16 protein-coding genes and 1 tRNA gene are annotated in these 16,244 nt (G+C 63.4%); 11 read left to right on the forward strand and 6 right to left on the reverse strand.

The window, feature by feature from the left end; translation table 11 throughout:
• Window positions 1-24: 24 nt before the first annotated feature.
• Window positions 25-1,965, reverse strand: a complete 1,941-nt coding sequence (uvrC, locus tag ASD76_RS07670; protein WP_055920713.1) for an excinuclease ABC subunit UvrC — start codon at window positions 1,963-1,965, stop codon at window positions 25-27.
• 99 nt (window positions 1,966-2,064) lie between these two features.
• Window positions 2,065-5,196 carry a hypothetical protein gene (locus ASD76_RS18190; RefSeq protein ID WP_055920716.1) on the reverse strand — a complete coding sequence of 1,044 codons (3,132 nt, stop codon included), beginning with the start codon at window positions 5,194-5,196 and terminating at the stop codon, window positions 2,065-2,067.
• Between the two features lie 225 nt (window positions 5,197-5,421).
• Between ASD76_RS18190 and infA the strand changes: the two genes are divergently transcribed.
• The 7 genes from infA (at window position 5,422) to ASD76_RS07710 (ending at window position 9,563) form a co-directional block, all read left to right on the forward strand.
• Entirely contained in the window at window positions 5,422-5,667 is a 246-nt protein-coding gene (gene infA / locus ASD76_RS07680) for a translation initiation factor IF-1 (protein ID WP_055920719.1), read from the forward strand.
• 12 nt (window positions 5,668-5,679) lie between these two features.
• On the forward strand, window positions 5,680-6,258 hold the full coding sequence (locus ASD76_RS07685; RefSeq protein WP_055920722.1) for a Maf family protein: 579 nt from the start codon (window positions 5,680-5,682) through the stop codon (window positions 6,256-6,258).
• Window positions 6,251-7,225, forward strand: a complete 975-nt coding sequence (locus ASD76_RS07690; RefSeq protein WP_055920725.1) for a ribonuclease — start codon at window positions 6,251-6,253, stop codon at window positions 7,223-7,225. Before ASD76_RS07685 ends, ASD76_RS07690 begins: the two co-directional genes overlap by 8 nt.
• The gene (locus ASD76_RS07695) at window positions 7,222-7,386 is read left to right on the forward strand and encodes a DNA gyrase inhibitor YacG (protein WP_055920728.1); all 165 of its coding nucleotides are present in this window, start codon (window positions 7,222-7,224) and stop codon (window positions 7,384-7,386) included. Before ASD76_RS07690 ends, ASD76_RS07695 begins: the two co-directional genes overlap by 4 nt.
• Before the next feature lie 85 nt (window positions 7,387-7,471).
• Window positions 7,472-7,547, forward strand: a tRNA-Phe gene (locus tag ASD76_RS07700).
• Window positions 7,548-7,745: 198 nt separating this feature from the next.
• Complete coding sequence (locus ASD76_RS07705) at window positions 7,746-8,726, forward strand: transporter (RefSeq protein WP_235506566.1); 981 nt, start codon at window positions 7,746-7,748, stop codon at window positions 8,724-8,726.
• Between the two features lie 3 nt (window positions 8,727-8,729).
• Window positions 8,730-9,563 (forward strand): acid phosphatase, encoded by an 834-nt coding sequence (locus ASD76_RS07710; RefSeq protein ID WP_055920734.1) that lies wholly within the window; start codon window positions 8,730-8,732, stop codon window positions 9,561-9,563.
• Here the strand turns inward: ASD76_RS07710 and ASD76_RS07715 are convergent.
• Genes ASD76_RS07715 through ASD76_RS07730 form a run of 4 tightly spaced genes read right to left on the reverse strand, consistent with a single transcriptional unit; the run spans window position 9,549 to window position 12,601 of the window.
• Window positions 9,549-10,535 (reverse strand): formylglycine-generating enzyme family protein, encoded by a 987-nt coding sequence (locus tag ASD76_RS07715; protein WP_055920737.1) that lies wholly within the window; start codon window positions 10,533-10,535, stop codon window positions 9,549-9,551. The two genes, ASD76_RS07710 and ASD76_RS07715, sit on opposite strands and share 15 nt — an antisense overlap.
• Before the next feature lie 12 nt (window positions 10,536-10,547).
• The gene (locus ASD76_RS07720; RefSeq protein WP_055920740.1) at window positions 10,548-11,357 is read right to left on the reverse strand and encodes a hypothetical protein; all 810 of its coding nucleotides are present in this window, start codon (window positions 11,355-11,357) and stop codon (window positions 10,548-10,550) included.
• A 2-nt stretch (window positions 11,358-11,359) separates the two neighbouring features.
• Entirely contained in the window at window positions 11,360-11,716 is a 357-nt protein-coding gene (locus ASD76_RS07725; RefSeq protein ID WP_055920743.1) for a DUF1622 domain-containing protein, read from the reverse strand.
• A 12-nt stretch (window positions 11,717-11,728) separates the two neighbouring features.
• Window positions 11,729-12,601: a bile acid:sodium symporter family protein gene (locus ASD76_RS07730; protein ID WP_055920746.1), complete on the reverse strand. Its 873-nt coding sequence runs from the start codon at window positions 12,599-12,601 to the stop codon at window positions 11,729-11,731.
• A gap of 325 nt (window positions 12,602-12,926) precedes the next feature.
• On the opposite strand from ASD76_RS07730, the gene ASD76_RS07735 reads away from it, so the two are divergent.
• The 4 genes from ASD76_RS07735 (at window position 12,927) to ASD76_RS07750 (ending at window position 16,229) form a co-directional block, all read left to right on the forward strand.
• Window positions 12,927-13,544, forward strand: a complete 618-nt coding sequence (locus ASD76_RS07735) for a YidH family protein (protein ID WP_055920749.1) — start codon at window positions 12,927-12,929, stop codon at window positions 13,542-13,544.
• Window positions 13,545-13,560: 16 nt separating this feature from the next.
• Window positions 13,561-13,983: a YidH family protein gene (locus tag ASD76_RS07740; RefSeq protein ID WP_055920752.1), complete on the forward strand. Its 423-nt coding sequence runs from the start codon at window positions 13,561-13,563 to the stop codon at window positions 13,981-13,983.
• Window positions 13,984-14,106: 123 nt separating this feature from the next.
• Entirely contained in the window at window positions 14,107-14,937 is an 831-nt protein-coding gene (locus tag ASD76_RS07745; protein ID WP_055920755.1) for a hypothetical protein, read from the forward strand.
• Window positions 14,938-15,143: 206 nt separating this feature from the next.
• Complete coding sequence (locus ASD76_RS07750; protein WP_055920758.1) at window positions 15,144-16,229, forward strand: sensor histidine kinase; 1,086 nt, start codon at window positions 15,144-15,146, stop codon at window positions 16,227-16,229.
• Window positions 16,230-16,244 lie beyond the last annotated feature (15 nt).

Below are 16,244 nucleotides of genomic sequence, written 5' to 3' on the forward strand. Positions count from 1 at the left end.
CCCTGTTGGTGCTTTTTCAGCCTGTTATCCGCTTGGGTGATAGAAGTCATACACCGCTTGCGCCACCGCTGCGCTCACGCCCGGAGCGCGTTGCAAATCTTCGAGCGCGGCCGCGCGCACTTTGCCCGCGGTACCAAAGTGCAGCAGCAGAGCACGCTTTCTCGAAGGACCAATCCCCGGAATCTCGTCAAGCGGCGAAGCGGTGATCGCGCGGCTGCGCTTCTGGCGGTGCGCACCGATGGCGAAGCGATGCGCCTCGTCGCGCAGGCGTTGCAGGTAGAACAGAACCGGCGAGTTGACCGGCAGCGTCTTCTCGCGCCCGTCGGGGAAATGGAACACCTCGCGCCCAGCATTGCGATCGGGTCCCTTGGACACGCCGATCAGCGGCACATCCTCGATGCCTAGCTCTTCCAGCGTATCGCGGACGCTCGACATCTGGCCCTTGCCGCCGTCGATCAAGACAAGCCCTGGCCACGATCCTCCGTCGCGGTCGGGATCTTCGTCGAGCGCCCGCCCGAACCGCCGCCCCATGACCTCGCGCATCATGCCGAAGTCGTCGTTGGTCTGGGCGCTCTTGATGTTGAACTTGCGGTACTGGTTTTTGAGGAACCCCTCCGGCCCCGCGACCACCATCGCCCCAACGGCGTTGGCGCCCTGGATGTGGCTGTTGTCGTAGATCTCGATCCTGCGCGGCTCCTCTGGCAGTTCGAGGAATTCGGTCATCTCGCGCAGGGTTCTCGCCTGCGTTCCGCTCTCGGCAAGACGGCGGTCGAGCGCTTCGGCGGCGTTGCGGCTGGCCTGCTCCATCAGGCGGCGGCGGTCTCCACGTTGCGGCACGCTAATTTCTACACGGTGCCCGGCTACCTCGCAGAGCGCGAGCTCGAGCAACTCGCCTTCGGCCAGCTTGCGGTCGACCAGGATCGTGCGCGGTGGGGGCACTTCTTCGTAGAACTGGGCCAGGACGCGAGCGAACACCTCCTCTTCCTCTACGCCCTGCGTATGGCTGGGAAAGAACGCACGATGGCCCCAGTTCTGGCCGCCACGGATGAAGAACGCCTGGATGGCGACTTGCCCGCCCTTTTCTGCCAGGGCGAAGACATCGGCGTTGCCGACACCCTCGGCATTGATCGCCTGGGTGCCCTGGATGAACGTCGCCGCGCGCAGCCGGTCGCGCATCGTCGCCGCGGTCTCGAAATCGAGCGCCTCCGCGGCAGCCGCCATCTGCGTCTCGATCTTCTTCTGCACCGCGCCCGAACGCCCGCCGAGAAAATCCTTCGCCTCGCGGATCAGCTCGTCATAGCCAGCCTTGTCGATGCGCCCGACGCATGGGGCCGAACAGCGTTTGATCTGGTAGAGCAGGCACGGCCGATCGCGCCGGGAGAAAAAGCTATCAGTGCAGCTGCGCAACAAGAACAGCTTCTGCAAGGCGTTGATGGTGGTGTTGACCGAGCCGGCGCTGGCGAAAGGGCCGTAGTAGTCGCCCTTCGCTTTCCTCGCCCCGCGGTGCTTCATGATGCGTGGAAAGTCGTGCTCCGCGCGCAGCAGGATGAAAGGAAAGCTCTTATCATCCCGCAGCAAAACATTGTACGCTGGGCGAAATCGCTTGATCAGCTGCGCTTCGAGAAGCAGCGCCTCGGCTTCCGAATTGGTGGTGATGATCTCCATCCCGCGCGTCTGGGCGACCATGCGCTGCAGGCGGAGCGGCAGGCCCGCGACTTGTGTGTAATTGGCCACGCGGTTCTTCAGCGCCCGCGCCTTGCCAACATAGAGCACGTCGCCGCGAACATCGATCATCCGGTAGACACCGGGCTTGGGCTTCAGCGTCCGCACGACCTCACGAATGGCCGCCACCCCCGCTTCGAGATCGGGCTGGGCCGCGCCGCGCACGGTGTAAGTCGCGCGCTCCTCGTGGAAACGCTCGGCGCCTTTAGGGTGAGGTGGAGATCCGGCGGGAGTACGAGCCATGGAGGTCAGATAATGCGCCGCCGCGCATCCGTCATCCAAGAGTTCCGGTTGGCGAAGCTAGCAGGCTGATCGTCCCGCACACTTCGCCAACCGGGGAGATCAGAACAGCTTGCGCAGTTCGATCTCGAACGAGCGACCGATCGGATCGATCAGATAAGGCTGATATCGCAGCGGCACGGTGCCGTTGCTGTCCGTTACGTGCTGGCGAGTGTCGAACACGTTGTTCACCCCGAAGGTGATCCGGGTATTCTTGAGCAGCGGGACTTGCTCGATCAGCGAGGTCCGCTGGTTGAGATCGGCGAACAGGCGCCAATTGACCGTGATGTAGTCGCCGAAGGACAAGTCGGTGCTGCCCGGCTGACCGGTACCGTCGATCTCCGAACTGCCGGTGTAGCGAGCGTTCACGTTGGTACCGAAGCCGGCATAGAACAGGCCACCATTGAACTGCGCCGAGTGCTTAGGGTTGCCGCCGCCGGAAAGCGCGTCGCCATCGAGCAGGTCGAGCAGCGGACCGCCGGGAGCGACCAGAACTTGGTTCTCGAGTTCGTGGGTATAGCTGAAGTTGACGAACCACCGGCCGCGGCCATCGGCACTGCCGCCCGGTCCGCCAAAGCCGCCACCACCCGGGCCACCGGGGCCGCGCGGACCACCGCCACCTGGGCCACCAGGACCACCCTGGGCTCCACCAGCACCACCCGGAGGGGGTCCGGCGAAGACGAAACCGCCCTGCCCCGGTCCACCCTGACCACCGGGACCACCTTGGCCGAAGTTGGCGCTGCAGAAACGCGTGCGCAGTTGCGCCACACGCTCGGGGTCGATCTTACCGTCAGGTCCCTTGAGCCGTTCGAGCATCTGCGGCGGAAGGGCCGCGAGTTGTTCCTCGGTGATCGCCGGAGGCGTTTCGCCGGGCTTGCCGCACATGCGCTCGCGCATTTCGGCAAAGCGTGCCGGATCGAACTGCTGGAAGTTGGCGTTGCAAATCCCGCCGCGAGCTTCGGCCCAGCGTTCGGCACTGATCGTGCCGTCGGGGTTCTTGAGGCGGTTGAGCAAGGGCTCCGGCAAGCCGGCCAGGTCTTCGGCGGTCGGTACTGCGTTCGCCATTTCGGGCGTGCAGAAGCGCGCACGGATTTGCTGGAACACTTGCGGATTGAACTGGCCCGGTCCTTGTCCCTGTGCACCCGGCGCGGCCTGCGGACCCGGCCCACCGGCTGGTCCCTGACCACCGTTGGCTGGCGCTCCGCCGCCCTGCGTTGCCTGGCGCATCATCGCGAACGGATTGTTCGCCTGCGCCCGCGCCGCGTCTTGCGGCCGTGCCTTGCCGAACGGACCGGTCATGTTGAGACCGACCTGGATACGCTGCGACTTTTGCTGGGTGAACGTCACCGGGCGCTGGTCGATTGAGACGAGCTGACCGTTGGCGTCGCGAACCACGCGATCGGGAAAAGCCGCCTCGATCGGCGGCGTAAGCAGCGGGAACGACGAGGAGACGTCTTCGGAATTGTTCCGGAAGTATTCGACCGTCAGCCGCGACTGCTGGATCGCTGAGGTGAACTCCGGCAGTTGCCAGTTCATGCTCACCCGCAGATCGCGCTGGGTCTGTGCCGGCAGATCGGGGTTGCCGCCAGTGGTCACAGTCGCGAGAACGGTTTCGCCGCGCGAAATATCGTAGACCGGGACGTTGAAGGTGGTGACTTCAGGTGCCCCAAGCTGGCCCAGCGACGGCGCCGCGTCGCGCCCGACATAGGTCACACCGAAGTTCAGCCTGCCAGTCAGGCCCCAGTTGAGCCCAGCGCTCCAGTCGGTCAGCGTGCCGAAGTCGGAAAGGTCGTCTACGCCGCCCGACAAGTTGATGGTGATATCGCCAAGCTCGGCGCCAAAATCGTCACGAGTACTGGTGATCGGAATGGCGACATTGACGCCGCCGTTGATATCGCCGCGGCTAAGCACCGTCTCGGGATCGACGTTGCGGGAGCTCTGGATCCGGGTCCAGTCGTAACCGGCGTCGAAAGTGACCGACACGTCGCCACCGGGCAGCGCAATCGGCCGCCCCATCGCCGTGAGCTTGCTGCTGGCACTGCTGGTTTGTGTGTCGGCCCGGTCGAAACCTGCCTCGGGCAAGTCGATGTCCGTATCGAGCGGCAGCGTGCCGGCCGCGACGTCAGCGACCAAGCCGGTGGTATCGGCGCGCCTTTGCGTCAGGCTGCGCGAGTTGACCCTGCTGCCGTCTGCCGTACCGGTGATCTGCCAGTCACCCAGCGTGCTGTTGACCGTTGCGCCAAGCGAATAGGTGTCGCTGCGTGAATCGACCGTCAGCGGATCGTCTTCATTGAACGTCCGAAGTTCGGTGTTTCCGATCGGATCGGTCAACAACACCGAGTCCAGGCCCTGGTAACGCAGAGTGTCGTCACGCTCGAAAGTGGCGTTGACGCTCAGCGAGGTCGGGCCGTCACCAAGGCGTGAGGTGAAGTTGCCGGTCGCTTCGATGTTGGTCGAAGGAGCGACCAGGCTGCGATATAGCGCGGGGTCCGGATCGGTCGGCAGGGTGGGTTCGCTACCGGGAGTCTGTTCGACATTGCGCTCGGCCTCGGTCAGTAGGCTGGAGTGCTCCCAGTCGAGATTGAAGTTGAGCCGGGACTGGCCGATCAGCCGGAGATAGGTGCCCTCGATCTCCTTGGTCGAATTGCCGCCTTCCCATGGCTGGCCGTACTGCAGTTCGACTTCGCGGCTCGAATAGTTCTTCTTGAGGATGAAGTTCACCACGCGCTGGTCGGGCGAGTAGCCGTAGCGCTGAGCAACCTCCTCGGGGAAGACTTCGACCTTTTCGATCGCCTCGGGTGGGTAGGAACGGAGTTCGCGGAAGCTGGAAATGCGCACCCCGTTGACGAGCATGACCGGGAAGCCGCCGCCACGGCCACTGCCGCTGGTGACCTGCGAGCTCAGCGCCTGGATCAGTTCCTGGATCGAGCTAGCGCCGTATGCGGCAATGTCTTCGGTATTGAGTTCGAGGATCGGCGGCTGGGCTGCATCGACCTGGCCCGCCAGGCGAGTGGCAATGACCAGGATCTCGTCATCGCTTGCAACTGGGTCTGCCGGGGACGCTGGAGGCTGCTGGGCGGCCGCGGCAGGCGCTTGGGCGGCGGCGCTATCGTCCTGCGCCGTGGCGAGATGCGGAACCGCCAGGCTGAGTGCAGTAGCAAGGGCAAGAAGACTGGTCGAAGACGAGATACGCAAAGGGGGGCTTCCTCAATATGTTCTAAATTCAGCGCCGACTTCGGCTCCTTGCTGCGCTGCGGAAAGGACGCAAGCCGCGAAGGGTAATAAAATGTCGCAGATGTATCTGGCCTGTCAGGATGCGCACTGCTGAAGCCGGCGCTTCCCTTTTTCCGCCTTGCCCGCTATGGCGCGCGCCCAAGGCGAAAGCCTGTCACATTCACTTGAAATGGAAACAGATACTGCATGGCAAAAGAAGAACTCCTCGAAATGCGCGGCAAGGTGGTGGAACTGCTGCCGAACGCGATGTTCCGGGTAGAGCTCGAAAACGGCCATGAAGTGCTCGGCCACACGGCCGGAAGGATGCGCAAGAACCGCATCCGCGTGCTGGTGGGTGACGAGGTGCTGTGCGAACTCACCCCGTATGACCTGACCAAGGCCCGCATTACCTACCGGTTCATGCCCGGCCGGGGCGGCCCGGGCCCGCAGTAAAGCGCGGCGGGCGTGTCCACGCCCCCATCTCTCGTCCTTGCTTCGGCAAGTCCGCGGCGGCGTGAGCTGTTGGCGCGGCTCGGCATCGAGCCGGCGCAAGTCGTGCCTGCAGACATCGACGAGACGCCGCTGCCTCGCGAGATTCCACGGAACTATGCGGTCAGAGTGGCGCGCGAGAAAGCCGTCGCCGCAGCCAGTTCGGATCACCACGTGCTCGCTGGCGACACGGTCGTCGCGCTCGGTCGAAGGATCTTGCCGAAAGCCGATGACGAAGCCACGGCTCGCCGCTGCCTCGAGCTTCTTTCCGGCAGGCGCCACCGCGTGCTGTCCGCCATCGCCCTGCGTTCGCCCGACGGCACCTTGCGAGAGCGGCTGAGCGAAACGGTCGTCCGTTTCAAGAACTTGTCCGCTGCCGAAATCGACGCCTACATCGAAGGGGGCGAGTGGCACGGCAAGGCCGGGGGCTATGCCATCCAGGGCAGCGCTGAAGGCCTGATCGCGTGGATCGGCGGTAGCCACTCGGGCGTCGTCGGCCTGCCGCTGTTCGAAACGCGAGCGCTGCTCAAATCCGCTGGGTTCGCTCTTGGCTGAGTGGCTCATCGAGGAAGGGATCGGCGAGCATCGTGCGATCCAGCTCGATGGAGACCACATCGTCGCGGCGCGGATCGATTGGCCCGGAGAGCTGGCAGCTGGCCTTGTGCAAGATGCGGTCCTGATCTCGCGCTCCGCAGGGAGCCGGCGGGGTACGGCGCGTTTTACGAATGGCGAGGAAGCGCTGGTCGACAAGCTGCCTTCCGCAGCCAGCGAAGGCAGCTCGATCCGACTGGAAGTGACGCGCCCGGCCATTGGCGAGCGTAGGCGCCGCAAGCTGGCGCACGCAAAGCCGACCGACGCCTCGTGCCGACCTGCCCCGACTCTCGCCGAACAATTGCGAAACGAGGGCCACCAAGCACGCGTTGTGCACGAATTTCCCGCTGGAGATGGATCGGAATTGTTGGCCGAAGCCTTCGAGGCTGAAGTCGCATTTCCAGGCGGCGCTCTGCAGTTCAGCCCTACGCCAGCGTTGCTCCTGATCGACGTCGATGGGACACTCGAACCCAAGGCGCTAGCGTTGGCCGCGGTCCAACCCTTGGCGGATGCGCTGCGTCGGTTCGACTTGGGCGGCTCGATCGGAATCGACTTCCCCACCTTGGCGGAAAAGGCAGACCGCCGTGCGGTGGACGACGCACTTGCCGGAGCGCTCGCGGGATGGCCGCACGAGCGCACCGCGATGAACGGCTTCGGATTCGTCCAGTTGGTAGCTCGGCAAGAACGGCTATCGCTGCTCCATAGGGCAACCTTTCAACGTGCTGGCCTCGCCGCACGCTCGCTCTTGCGCCGCGCGGAGCGTCTGCAGGGTGCGGGAGCCGTCCTACTCTCGGGTCACCCGGCGCTGGAAGCGCAGCTCAAACCCGAGTGGCTTGCCGAGCTCGCTCGCCGGACAGGGCGCGAGGTTCGTTGGGAAGCTAATCCCACTCTTGCCATCGCGGCCCCGCAAGCCCAACTCGTGCCGCGATGACCAACCGTCCCTGCCCGATCTGCCGCAAAGCGCGATCCGAAGAATTCGCGCCCTTCTGCTCTAGCCGCTGTCGCGACCGCGACCTCGCGCAATGGTTCAACGATGGCTACACCGTGCCCGGCCCGCCTGCTGATCCGGAAGACATTGCCAAGGGTGAATGAAGCCTCTTGCAAAGGTCGCGCCCCTTCGTCATAGGCGCGCACTCCAACCGCCGGACCGCTGATATGAAGCCGCGTCCGAGTGTATGCCCGGGTAGCTCAGTTGGTAGAGCATGCGACTGAAAATCGCAGTGTCGGCGGTTCGACTCCGTCCCCGGGCACCACATCCAACAAGTTGAAGCAGTGCGACTGAGCAGCCCGCCTGACAGGCCCGCGCGTTCTTTTGGCGCGCTTCGCGCTCAGGGTAAATCCGTCTCAAGACAAGGAATTAACCCGGTATGTGAGCCGGGAGGGCTCTCCTAACCCGGTCACGATCCGTTCGTGAACGATGAGGTAGCCCCATGCGCCAAGCCCTGAGCCAAATGGCAAGACGGTGCGCCGGGCCGGCTTTCGTAGCCACCGCCGTGGCCCTGTCGACCCCCGCCGCTGCCTCCGAAGGGGGGGCCAGCTTCTACCTGCTCGGATCGGGTGGTCCTGAGGCGGCGGTGCTGCCGCCGGTCGAGGGCGTGTTCCTGGACAACACGATGTACTTCTATAGCGGCGAAGCGAGCGTCGACCGCGAGTTCGTTATCGGCGGCAACGTAGTGGCCGGTATCAACGCCGACATCTTCGCCAACTTCACCACCCTGCTGTGGGTGCCCAGCACCGACGTTCTCGGCGGCACCCTGGCATTGGGGACGGCCCTGCCCATCGGCCGTCCTGCAGTAGACGCCTCCGTCGTCCTGACCGGCCCTCGCGGCAACCAGGTTTCCGTCAACCGCGAAGACTCGGCTTGGGTCATCGGCGACCCGGTGGCGACGGCCGCTCTCGCCTGGAACCTGGACAAGGAAACGCACCTCCAGTTCGGCACCATGGTGAACATCCCGATCGGCCAGTACCGCGAGGACCAGTTGGCCAATCTTTCGTTCCACCGCTGGATCGTCGACGCCTCGCTGGCGGCCACCTGGCATAACGAGGCGGGATGGGATCTCTCGACGAAGACCGGGATCACCTTCAACGGCACCAACAATTTCACCGACTACAACACTGGCACCGAACTCCACTGGGAAGCCTCGGTCGAGAAGACGCTGTCGAAGCAAGTCTCGCTCGGTCTCCAGGCCTACCACTACCAGCAGATCAGCGGCGACAGCGGAACCGGCGCCGTGCTCGGCCCCAACAAGGGCGAGGTTTCGGCGGTCGGCGTCACAGGAGCCTACAACTTCGTGCTCGGCAAGACGCCAGTAACCGCCCGGGTCCGCGTGTTCGAGGAATTCAACACCACCCGCCGGCTCGATGGTACGGCCGTGTTCTTCTCCTTGACCCTCCCCATTTCGATGAAGCTTCCGCCTGGAGCAGGAGGATAAGTCGTGAACGAGCGAACTCTACGTCTGGCCGTAGCCGCGGCCTGCGCCGCCTGCGTTGCCCTCGGCGCTTGGTCGGCTACCGAAGTGGTTGCGCAAGGCCCTCAGGACGCGAGCGCGGCGATCGCCCAGCTTCCTCCCGGCTACCTGCCCCGCGAAGCCCTGCCGGACAGCCTGGCGCTGCTTCCCCCGCCTCCGGCTGCCGACTCTGCCGCGATGGAGCGGGACGAACAAGCGCGCCAAGCTACGATCCCGGTCCGTAACACGCCCCGCTGGGCCCTCGCGGCTTCGGACGCCGACCTCAAGTTTCCTCACGCAGGCAGCTTGTTCTCCTGCGCCGCCGGTATCCCGATCAGCCCCGAAACTACCCCCAAGCTCTACGCACTGCTCGGTCGGATGCTGATCGATGTCGGCCTGTCGACCTACAAAGCCAAGACGCACTACAACCGGACCCGACCCTTCGTTACGCATAACGAAGGCACCTGCTATCCGCCCGATGAAGAGCTGCTGCGGCACGACGGCTCCTATCCCTCGGGCCACAGCGCCGCCGGATGGGGATGGGCCCTGGTGCTCGCCGAGTTGGTCCCCGACAGGGCAGATGCGATCCTCCAACGAGGCCGCGATTTCGGGCAGAGCCGGGTGATCTGCGACGCGCACTGGCAAAGCGATGTCGATGCGGGCCGAGTGATCGCCTCCGGCACCGTCGCGCGCCTCCACGCGGACCCCGGCTTCCAGGCGGACCTGGCGGCGGTACGTCAGGAGATCGCCGGTCTCTCCCCTGTCGCTCAGGCCAGCGCCCAATGCGAAGCGGAAAGCGCTGCCCTCTCAGCCCAGTCCTGAGGCTTCCTTCCCGCCCCGCCTGACGCAGCGGAAGCCGATGTGGCTGGTCGAGGTGTCGATCGGATGGGGATGCCGTGCAGGAGGCCGATAGCGGCGGCAGTAGTTGGGCGCGCAGAGGTGCGATCCTCCCTTCACGACCTTCCGCGCGATGCGGGCAGTGTCGCCGGGATCGTGGCTGGCCTCCTCTTCCCCGCCGCGGGGGTTGCTGGGGATGCAGCAAGGCTTGCTCGTCGGCGAAGAGTGACGGGCGATGTACCAGTCGTCGGTCCATTCCCAGGTGTTGCCGATCATGTCGGACAGGCCGAAGCCGTTCGGCGGGAAGCTGCCAACCGGCGAGGTTCGCGCGAAGCCATCCCGCTCGGCGTTCTCCCATGGGAAGGAGCCCTGCCAGACATTGGCGCGATGCTCGCCGTTCGGTTCGAGTTCGTCGCCCCACGCGAATTCCGCATCCTCGGTGCCACCCCAGGCAGCGTATTCCCACTCGGCCTCGGTCGGCAGGTCCTTCCCCGCCCACTTGGCGTAAGCCAGCGCGTCCGAGTGGCTCACGTGAACCACCGGGTGGTCCATGATGGCGTCGATGCTGCTGCCCAGCCCCTGAGGGTGGCGCCAGTCGGCGTCGAACATGAACGACCACCAGTTGTACCAGTTCGAAAGGTCCACCGGCCCCGGCGGTTGCACGAAGACCAGCGAGCCGGCCTTGCACATCTCCGGCAAGGCGCCGGGGTAATCCTTGGGATCGGGCGCGATCTCAGCGGTCGTCACATGGCCGGTCTCTTCGACGAACGCCGCGAATTGACGATTGGTGACAGGCAGCCTGTCGATCCAGAAGCCGTCTACTTTCGCCAGGTGGACCGGTGCTTCCTCAGGATAGTGGTTGTCCGATCCCATCTTGAATACGCCGCCGTCGAGCCAGACCATGTCCTCGGTCTCGGCCTCGGTGGCAGACGTTTTCCTGGGTTGATGAGCCGTCATGCTGGGCAAGTCCTATTTGAAAAGGAAAGTGGTGATGAGCCGCACGCCAAACTCGGGTCCGCCCTCAGGCTTCTCGACGTAATAGCGAAGGCCCGCGCCGACACTGATCGGCTGCTTGCCGATGTGCGTGAGCTGGGCGGCCGACAGGATTACGGGAACCGTCCACTGGTCCGCTTTCCAGTCGTAAGTCGCTTCTGACGCGAGGCTGATCGTCATCGCCGTCGCGGTCGTGTGGCTGATGAAAGGCTGGATGAAAGTCGAACTGACATCCGCACGGGTGTCGTCCCCAGCGATCGACCAGATGTGGTTTGCGAGCACGCCGATCGTGTTATGGCCGGCTTGTTTCAGCACGATTGCGGTGGGCCCTGCCCCCCACTTCTCGCCCCCCAGCGCGCTGTTGGTGCCGGTGGGATAAAGGACCGCTGGACCTACGCCCCAGATGATCCCGCCAGACTTGGGCGAAAAGAAGAAGCTCTGCAGCGTGTCGCCGAGGCCGAACTGGCTTGAGGCTGGCTCGACCACGTCCTGCTGGTGGATGATCGGCACGATCGTGCGGATGATCACATTCCAGTCCTCGCCCAGTCCGACGGGGACGACCGGCTGAATGTTCATCGTACTCCTGACGCCGTCGCTCACCCCCAGCCCGCCGTCGACGTTGAACTGGAACGGCAGGCTGATCATGCTGGAGATGGGATTGGCGAGGTCCTTCGCCAGTTGCTGCGCATCGTCAGCCGGTGCCGGCTCGTCCTGAGCAGCGCCAGGGACCGCGAACAGCAAGGCAAGGGCGGCGAACGGTAGGATGAATTGGCTGGTCGACGTCATGCTTAGGCTCGCTCTTCCTTCGCTTCCGGCTCGTGGCTGAATTCTTCGATGTCTCTGCTCAGGAACCACGCGAGCGCCGTCCGGATTGCGCCGATGGCGGCGAGTTGGCCGATGTCGTCCCAGGTCGGCTGGATCATGGTGCCGATCAGATCCGCCGCCAGAGCGAACTCCAGCGCCAGGACGATCCACCCTGCATAGTGCAGCCAGATCCGCCGGACGTCGGCCGCGAGCGCTTCGCGCTTGATGACGTGGGCGACCACGGACTTGAGCGCCCGCAAGGTGCCGATGACAATGACTACGAGCATGATGAACTCGAGGCCCGAGGCGACGATTTCAGCAGTTGGTTCGACCCAGTCCACGCGCTTCCTCCGCTAAGTCTGTGTATCGCCGGGCGCGCGAGCAGCGGCGGCTGCGTCTCTCGGTACGATCCATTTGGCGTAGAGCGTCGACAGGACGATGCTCACGAGCAGGAACAGGATGACGGCCAGCAAGGCCGCCTTGTCGAGCCCGTTCGACTGGACGATCATCGCGGCGATCCCGGGATGCCGGGTCACAGCAGCTTGCGACATCGCCAAACGATTGGCCGGTTCAGGGCCGCCAAGCGCATGACCGGCGACCATGCCCGCCAATATGGTGATCGCGATCGCCGCGAAGGTCCCATCGCCGAGCAGGGAAGCAATCTCGTCGCCCGACTTCACCAGGAGGAAGAGCACTACTGGCACGAGGACAACGAACGCGGCAATCGTTCCGATCTTGGCCAAACGAGGCGCAATGGCCGGCCAAAATGTTGCGAAGGCCATGCCAGCCAGCAACGGCAGCAACACCTTGGTGAAGACGAACTCCGCAAGTCTAAGGACAGGAAGCTGGACCTCCCGGTCGGTGAATTCGCCGACGGCCCAGACCGAGGCGGGAACGATCAGGATCGCGGTGACGATCAGCGTCGCATAGAGGCCGATCGCGAACTCGTGCCCGGCTCCCGCCTTGAGCATCTTGCCGGGGAGGAAGGGCGCCATCGGCGCGATGGCCATGGCGATGATCCCGGCCCGTGTCACCGGTGCGATTGGAAACAGGAAAACCATAGCGATCGCCACGACCGGCACGATCACATTGACCGCCAGCACGCCCGACAGAAATAGCCGCGGCTGCCGAACCACCAGCAAGAAATCATAGAACCGACCCTGCAGCCCCACGGTGAAGACGAGCAGCAGCAGGCTTGCCTGAACCAGTAGATTGATAGGAGACATACCGTATCCCATTCTCAGGTCGGACCGGCAGGCTGCTGAGGTAACCGCACCGCCCGAACATCTCGCCGTTCAAGGGCTAAGGCGGGGAAGATCGTTGCTGTATCGGGATTTACCCGAGGCGATGGATATTTCCGACCATGAGAGAAGCGGCGCAACTGGCCTTCTCCTCAACGCCTACCTCGGCAGGGAAGTTCGGGTTCAGAACTTAGGGTTTACCCCGGTTAGCAAGCGGCCTCAGCCGGCTAAAATCCGCGGACATGTCGGTGAGCGAGGCCGTTTGGACGGCACGACTAGGCCCCGATGAGACTGGCGGGAGTCCGAGCAAATGGCAGCAGAAGCACCGGCGCGGCCCGAGCGAATTAAGAATGAGCCCTTGCCCGCGATACCCACGACCGATGACACCAACGCCGACCAGGCGTCCGTCAAACTCTCGCACTATCGGACGGGTCTTTCCCATCACCGCACCGACCTCTCAGAGCATCGTACCGATCTGTCCGAATACCGGACCGACCTTTCGGACGAACGCACCGAAATGGCGATGCGCCGGACGGGCATGGCAATCCATCGGACGCGAATGGCCGCGGACCGTACGCTCATGGCGTTCATCCGGACGTCTCTCTCGCTGATCGGGTTCGGCTTCACCCTCAACGAAGTGTTCAAGAGGGCGATAGAGGCGGGCGCGATACATAACGCGCAGTCGGCCCGTAATTTCGGCCTCACGCTGATTGTCCTTGGCATCCTGTTGCTGGTGGGCGGTATCCTGCGCCACCTGCAATTTTCGCACGAACTCCGGGCACGGCGCCGCGAGTTGGTCGAAGATCATCTCATCCATGGCCAAAGCACTTATCCGATCTCGACTACGCTCCTGACCGCCATCGCCCTGTTGCTGGTGGGTGTGTTGGCGGTCGCGAGCATCGTCTTCGACATCAGTTTCCTCGGGTGATCAGGAACAGGCGACGATGACCGAGACCCCATTCCCCTTCGATGTCCAACCGAGCGTCAGCAATCACTTCGCCTGGTTGCGAACCCAACTGGGGCTGCAACGGACGCTGATGGCGGCCGTGCGCACGTCGGTATCGTTGATCGGCTTCGGGTTTACCGTCGCGCAGTTCTTTCAACGCCTGCGGGGACAGGTACCGGACGGATTTGAGGTCATGAACCCGGCGATGCCCCGTAACGTCGGCCTGGTGCTCATTGCGGCGGGCGTGATTTCGCTGATCCTGTTCACGATCCAATACCATTACACGGTCAAGACGCTCAGCAGCGGACCTTATGCGCCGCTCGTCGGGCCCGAGAAGATCAGAGTGCAGCCGCTGCTTGTCAGCTACGCGGTAATCATAATCGGAACGTTCGCCTTCGGATCGATCTTCATGCACTTCTAGATTCACCGCGCTGCAATCGCAGATTTGAGGGTGCGAAGCAGCCGGTCATGGGGACAAACCCCGATAGCAAACAATGCCACGGGCGGTCAGAATCTTCCCATATCGAACAGGGGAAACCAGATCATGCGGGCATCGAGGATCGGAATCTCGGCGGGAATGTTGGCGGGCTTCCTAATCGTCAATTCTGCCGCAAACGCACAAGCGCTGGACGACAAGTATTGGGCCCAGGTTGCGGCTTACTACACCAAGATCGACACCAAGGTTCGCATCTCCCCCGCTTCCAATCCAAACGGTGGGACGCAGATCGACCTCGAGGACGATCTCAATTTCGACGATGACGAGATCCTGCCCTCATTCTCCGCTGGCGCGCGCCTCGGGGGCGGCTTTCAGGCAGGCGTCGACTACTATGCCTTGAACCGGGATAGCACCGCGACCCTGGCACGAGACATCACCATCAACGATGTGACTTACCCGGTGAGCGCCAGCGTGACGGGCAGTTTCAAGACGAACATCTATCGCTTCACCATCGGTTGGGCCTTTGTTCGCAAGGATAATTTCGAGCTTGGTGCGGCAATCGGTGCCCACGTTACCGACATTTCGTTCGGCATCGAGGGTCAGGGCACCACTCCAGGTGGCACCACGGTCACGGCCCAACGACGGCAGCAAGACGTGCTTGCGCCGCTGCCGACGGTCGGCGTCTACACGACCTTCAACGTGGCCCCTAAGCTCACCTTGGGTGCACGCATCGACTACCTTTCGCTGTCGATCGACAAGTACGACGGCCGCCTGATCAATACCCAGGCGAGCCTCGCCTACCGCTTCACCCGGAATTTCGGCGTCGGCGTCATGTATCGCTATGTCGATTACCGACTCGATGTGGAGAAGAGCAATTACGTCGGCCGGTTCGCTTACAAATTCAGAGGCCCGGCGGTGTTCTTGGAAGCCGGCTTTTAGAAATCGCGATGAGTTATGGGCGAAGTGCCGGAGGCATCTCGTCCTTAACTCTCCTTCCGCCGCGGCCTGAAGCGACATCCTATCGCGTAATTCGCCAGCAAAATTGGTCAATTTTTGGTCAGGGTAAATCCTGATAGCAGCCATATTTAATATAGGTTTAACTCCCAGACACCCGGGGCATCTATGCCCGGTCGTCAGGGGAAAAGATGGGCAAGGAACTAGGTATTCCAGCTCAACTAGCGGGCCAGGCAGCGTCCGAACTCCATTATATTACCGAGAACCATATCGCGCTGCCGCTGGATGACTTGCTGGATGGCATCGACGAGTTTGCCGGCATCGTCGCCTACGATGGCACTCTGCTCTACCGAAACGCCGCCTGGCGTGAGCTAGCCGTTCAGCATGAGTTCTTCCGTGCCGAGAGCCTGCTGTCGAAGGGCATCGCCGGCGAAGGGGCGGAGGGGCTGCGACAAGCCCTGCTCGACATCATCGGCGGCAAATACGAAACGGTCCGGCTGAACTTTGGCTTGAAGGGCCGACCGGCCCGGCACTTTGCGCTGAAGTTGTACAAGCTCGTCCGTGGCGCGAAGAACTTCATCTACATCGCCGGCAACGATGCGTCGGAGATGGTCCAGCTAAAGCGCCGGCGCCAGCAGCTCGGTTCCGCGGTGCTTCACGCGCAGGAGCGCGAACGGAAGCGCATCGGGCGCGAACTGCACGATTCCACGCTGCAGCTGCTCGTCGGGCTACAGCTGAACTTAGCCCGGCTTAAGCTCGCCGGCGGCGACGACAACATCCACTCGGCGGAACTCCTGGGCGATTGCGACCAGATCCTTGAGCTCGCCTACAAGGAAATCCGCAGCATTTCATACCTGTACCATCCTCCTGCGATGGGCGACATGGGCCTAGAGGCGGCCTTGGAAGCGATGATTTCCGGATTTGCCAAGCGCACCGGGCTGACGATCAATCGCCAATGGCTCGACGCCCCGTTGTCGGCCCCTTTTGCCGAGATCAGCCTCTATCGTTTCGCCCAGGAAGCGCTGACCAACATCTTCCGCCATGCGGAGGCGACCACGGTGAGCGTGCGCCTCGCCAGATCGCGCAATTGCCTGCACCTGGTGATCGAGGACGATGGGATCGGCTTCATACCCTCGTTCCGTGACAAGACAGTGCTCGGCGTAGGCGTGACAGGTATGACCGAACGGCTGCGCGAAATCGGCGGGCGGGTTTCAGTGCTATGCCGCGAACGCGGAACGGTTCTGATCGCAAGCGTCCCTGACGCCCAGCTCGGTTGACCCTCCGAAACGAGA

Source organism: Altererythrobacter sp. Root672 (assembly GCF_001427865.1).
Lineage (GTDB): Bacteria > Pseudomonadota > Alphaproteobacteria > Sphingomonadales > Sphingomonadaceae > Croceibacterium_A.

Bases quoted from the DNA above. Each gene is read 5' to 3' on its own strand.
- uvrC (WP_055920713.1), bottom strand. From the start codon at position 1,965: ATGGCTCGTACTCCCGCCGGATCTCCACCTCACCCTAAAGGCGCCGAG.
- infA (WP_055920719.1), top strand. From the start codon at position 5,422: ATGGCAAAAGAAGAACTCCTCGAAATGCGCGGCAAGGTGGTGGAACTG.
- ASD76_RS07695 (WP_055920728.1), top strand. From the start codon at position 7,222: ATGACCAACCGTCCCTGCCCGATCTGCCGCAAAGCGCGATCCGAAGAA.
- ASD76_RS07705 (WP_235506566.1), top strand. From the start codon at position 7,746: ATGGCAAGACGGTGCGCCGGGCCGGCTTTCGTAGCCACCGCCGTGGCC.
- ASD76_RS07715 (WP_055920737.1), bottom strand. From the start codon at position 10,535: ATGACGGCTCATCAACCCAGGAAAACGTCTGCCACCGAGGCCGAGACC.
- ASD76_RS07720 (WP_055920740.1), bottom strand. From the start codon at position 11,357: ATGACGTCGACCAGCCAATTCATCCTACCGTTCGCCGCCCTTGCCTTG.
- ASD76_RS07730 (WP_055920746.1), bottom strand. From the start codon at position 12,601: ATGTCTCCTATCAATCTACTGGTTCAGGCAAGCCTGCTGCTGCTCGTC.
- ASD76_RS07735 (WP_055920749.1), top strand. From the start codon at position 12,927: ATGGCAGCAGAAGCACCGGCGCGGCCCGAGCGAATTAAGAATGAGCCC.
- ASD76_RS07740 (WP_055920752.1), top strand. From the start codon at position 13,561: ATGACCGAGACCCCATTCCCCTTCGATGTCCAACCGAGCGTCAGCAAT.
- ASD76_RS07745 (WP_055920755.1), top strand. From the start codon at position 14,107: ATGCGGGCATCGAGGATCGGAATCTCGGCGGGAATGTTGGCGGGCTTC.
- ASD76_RS07750 (WP_055920758.1), top strand. From the start codon at position 15,144: ATGGGCAAGGAACTAGGTATTCCAGCTCAACTAGCGGGCCAGGCAGCG.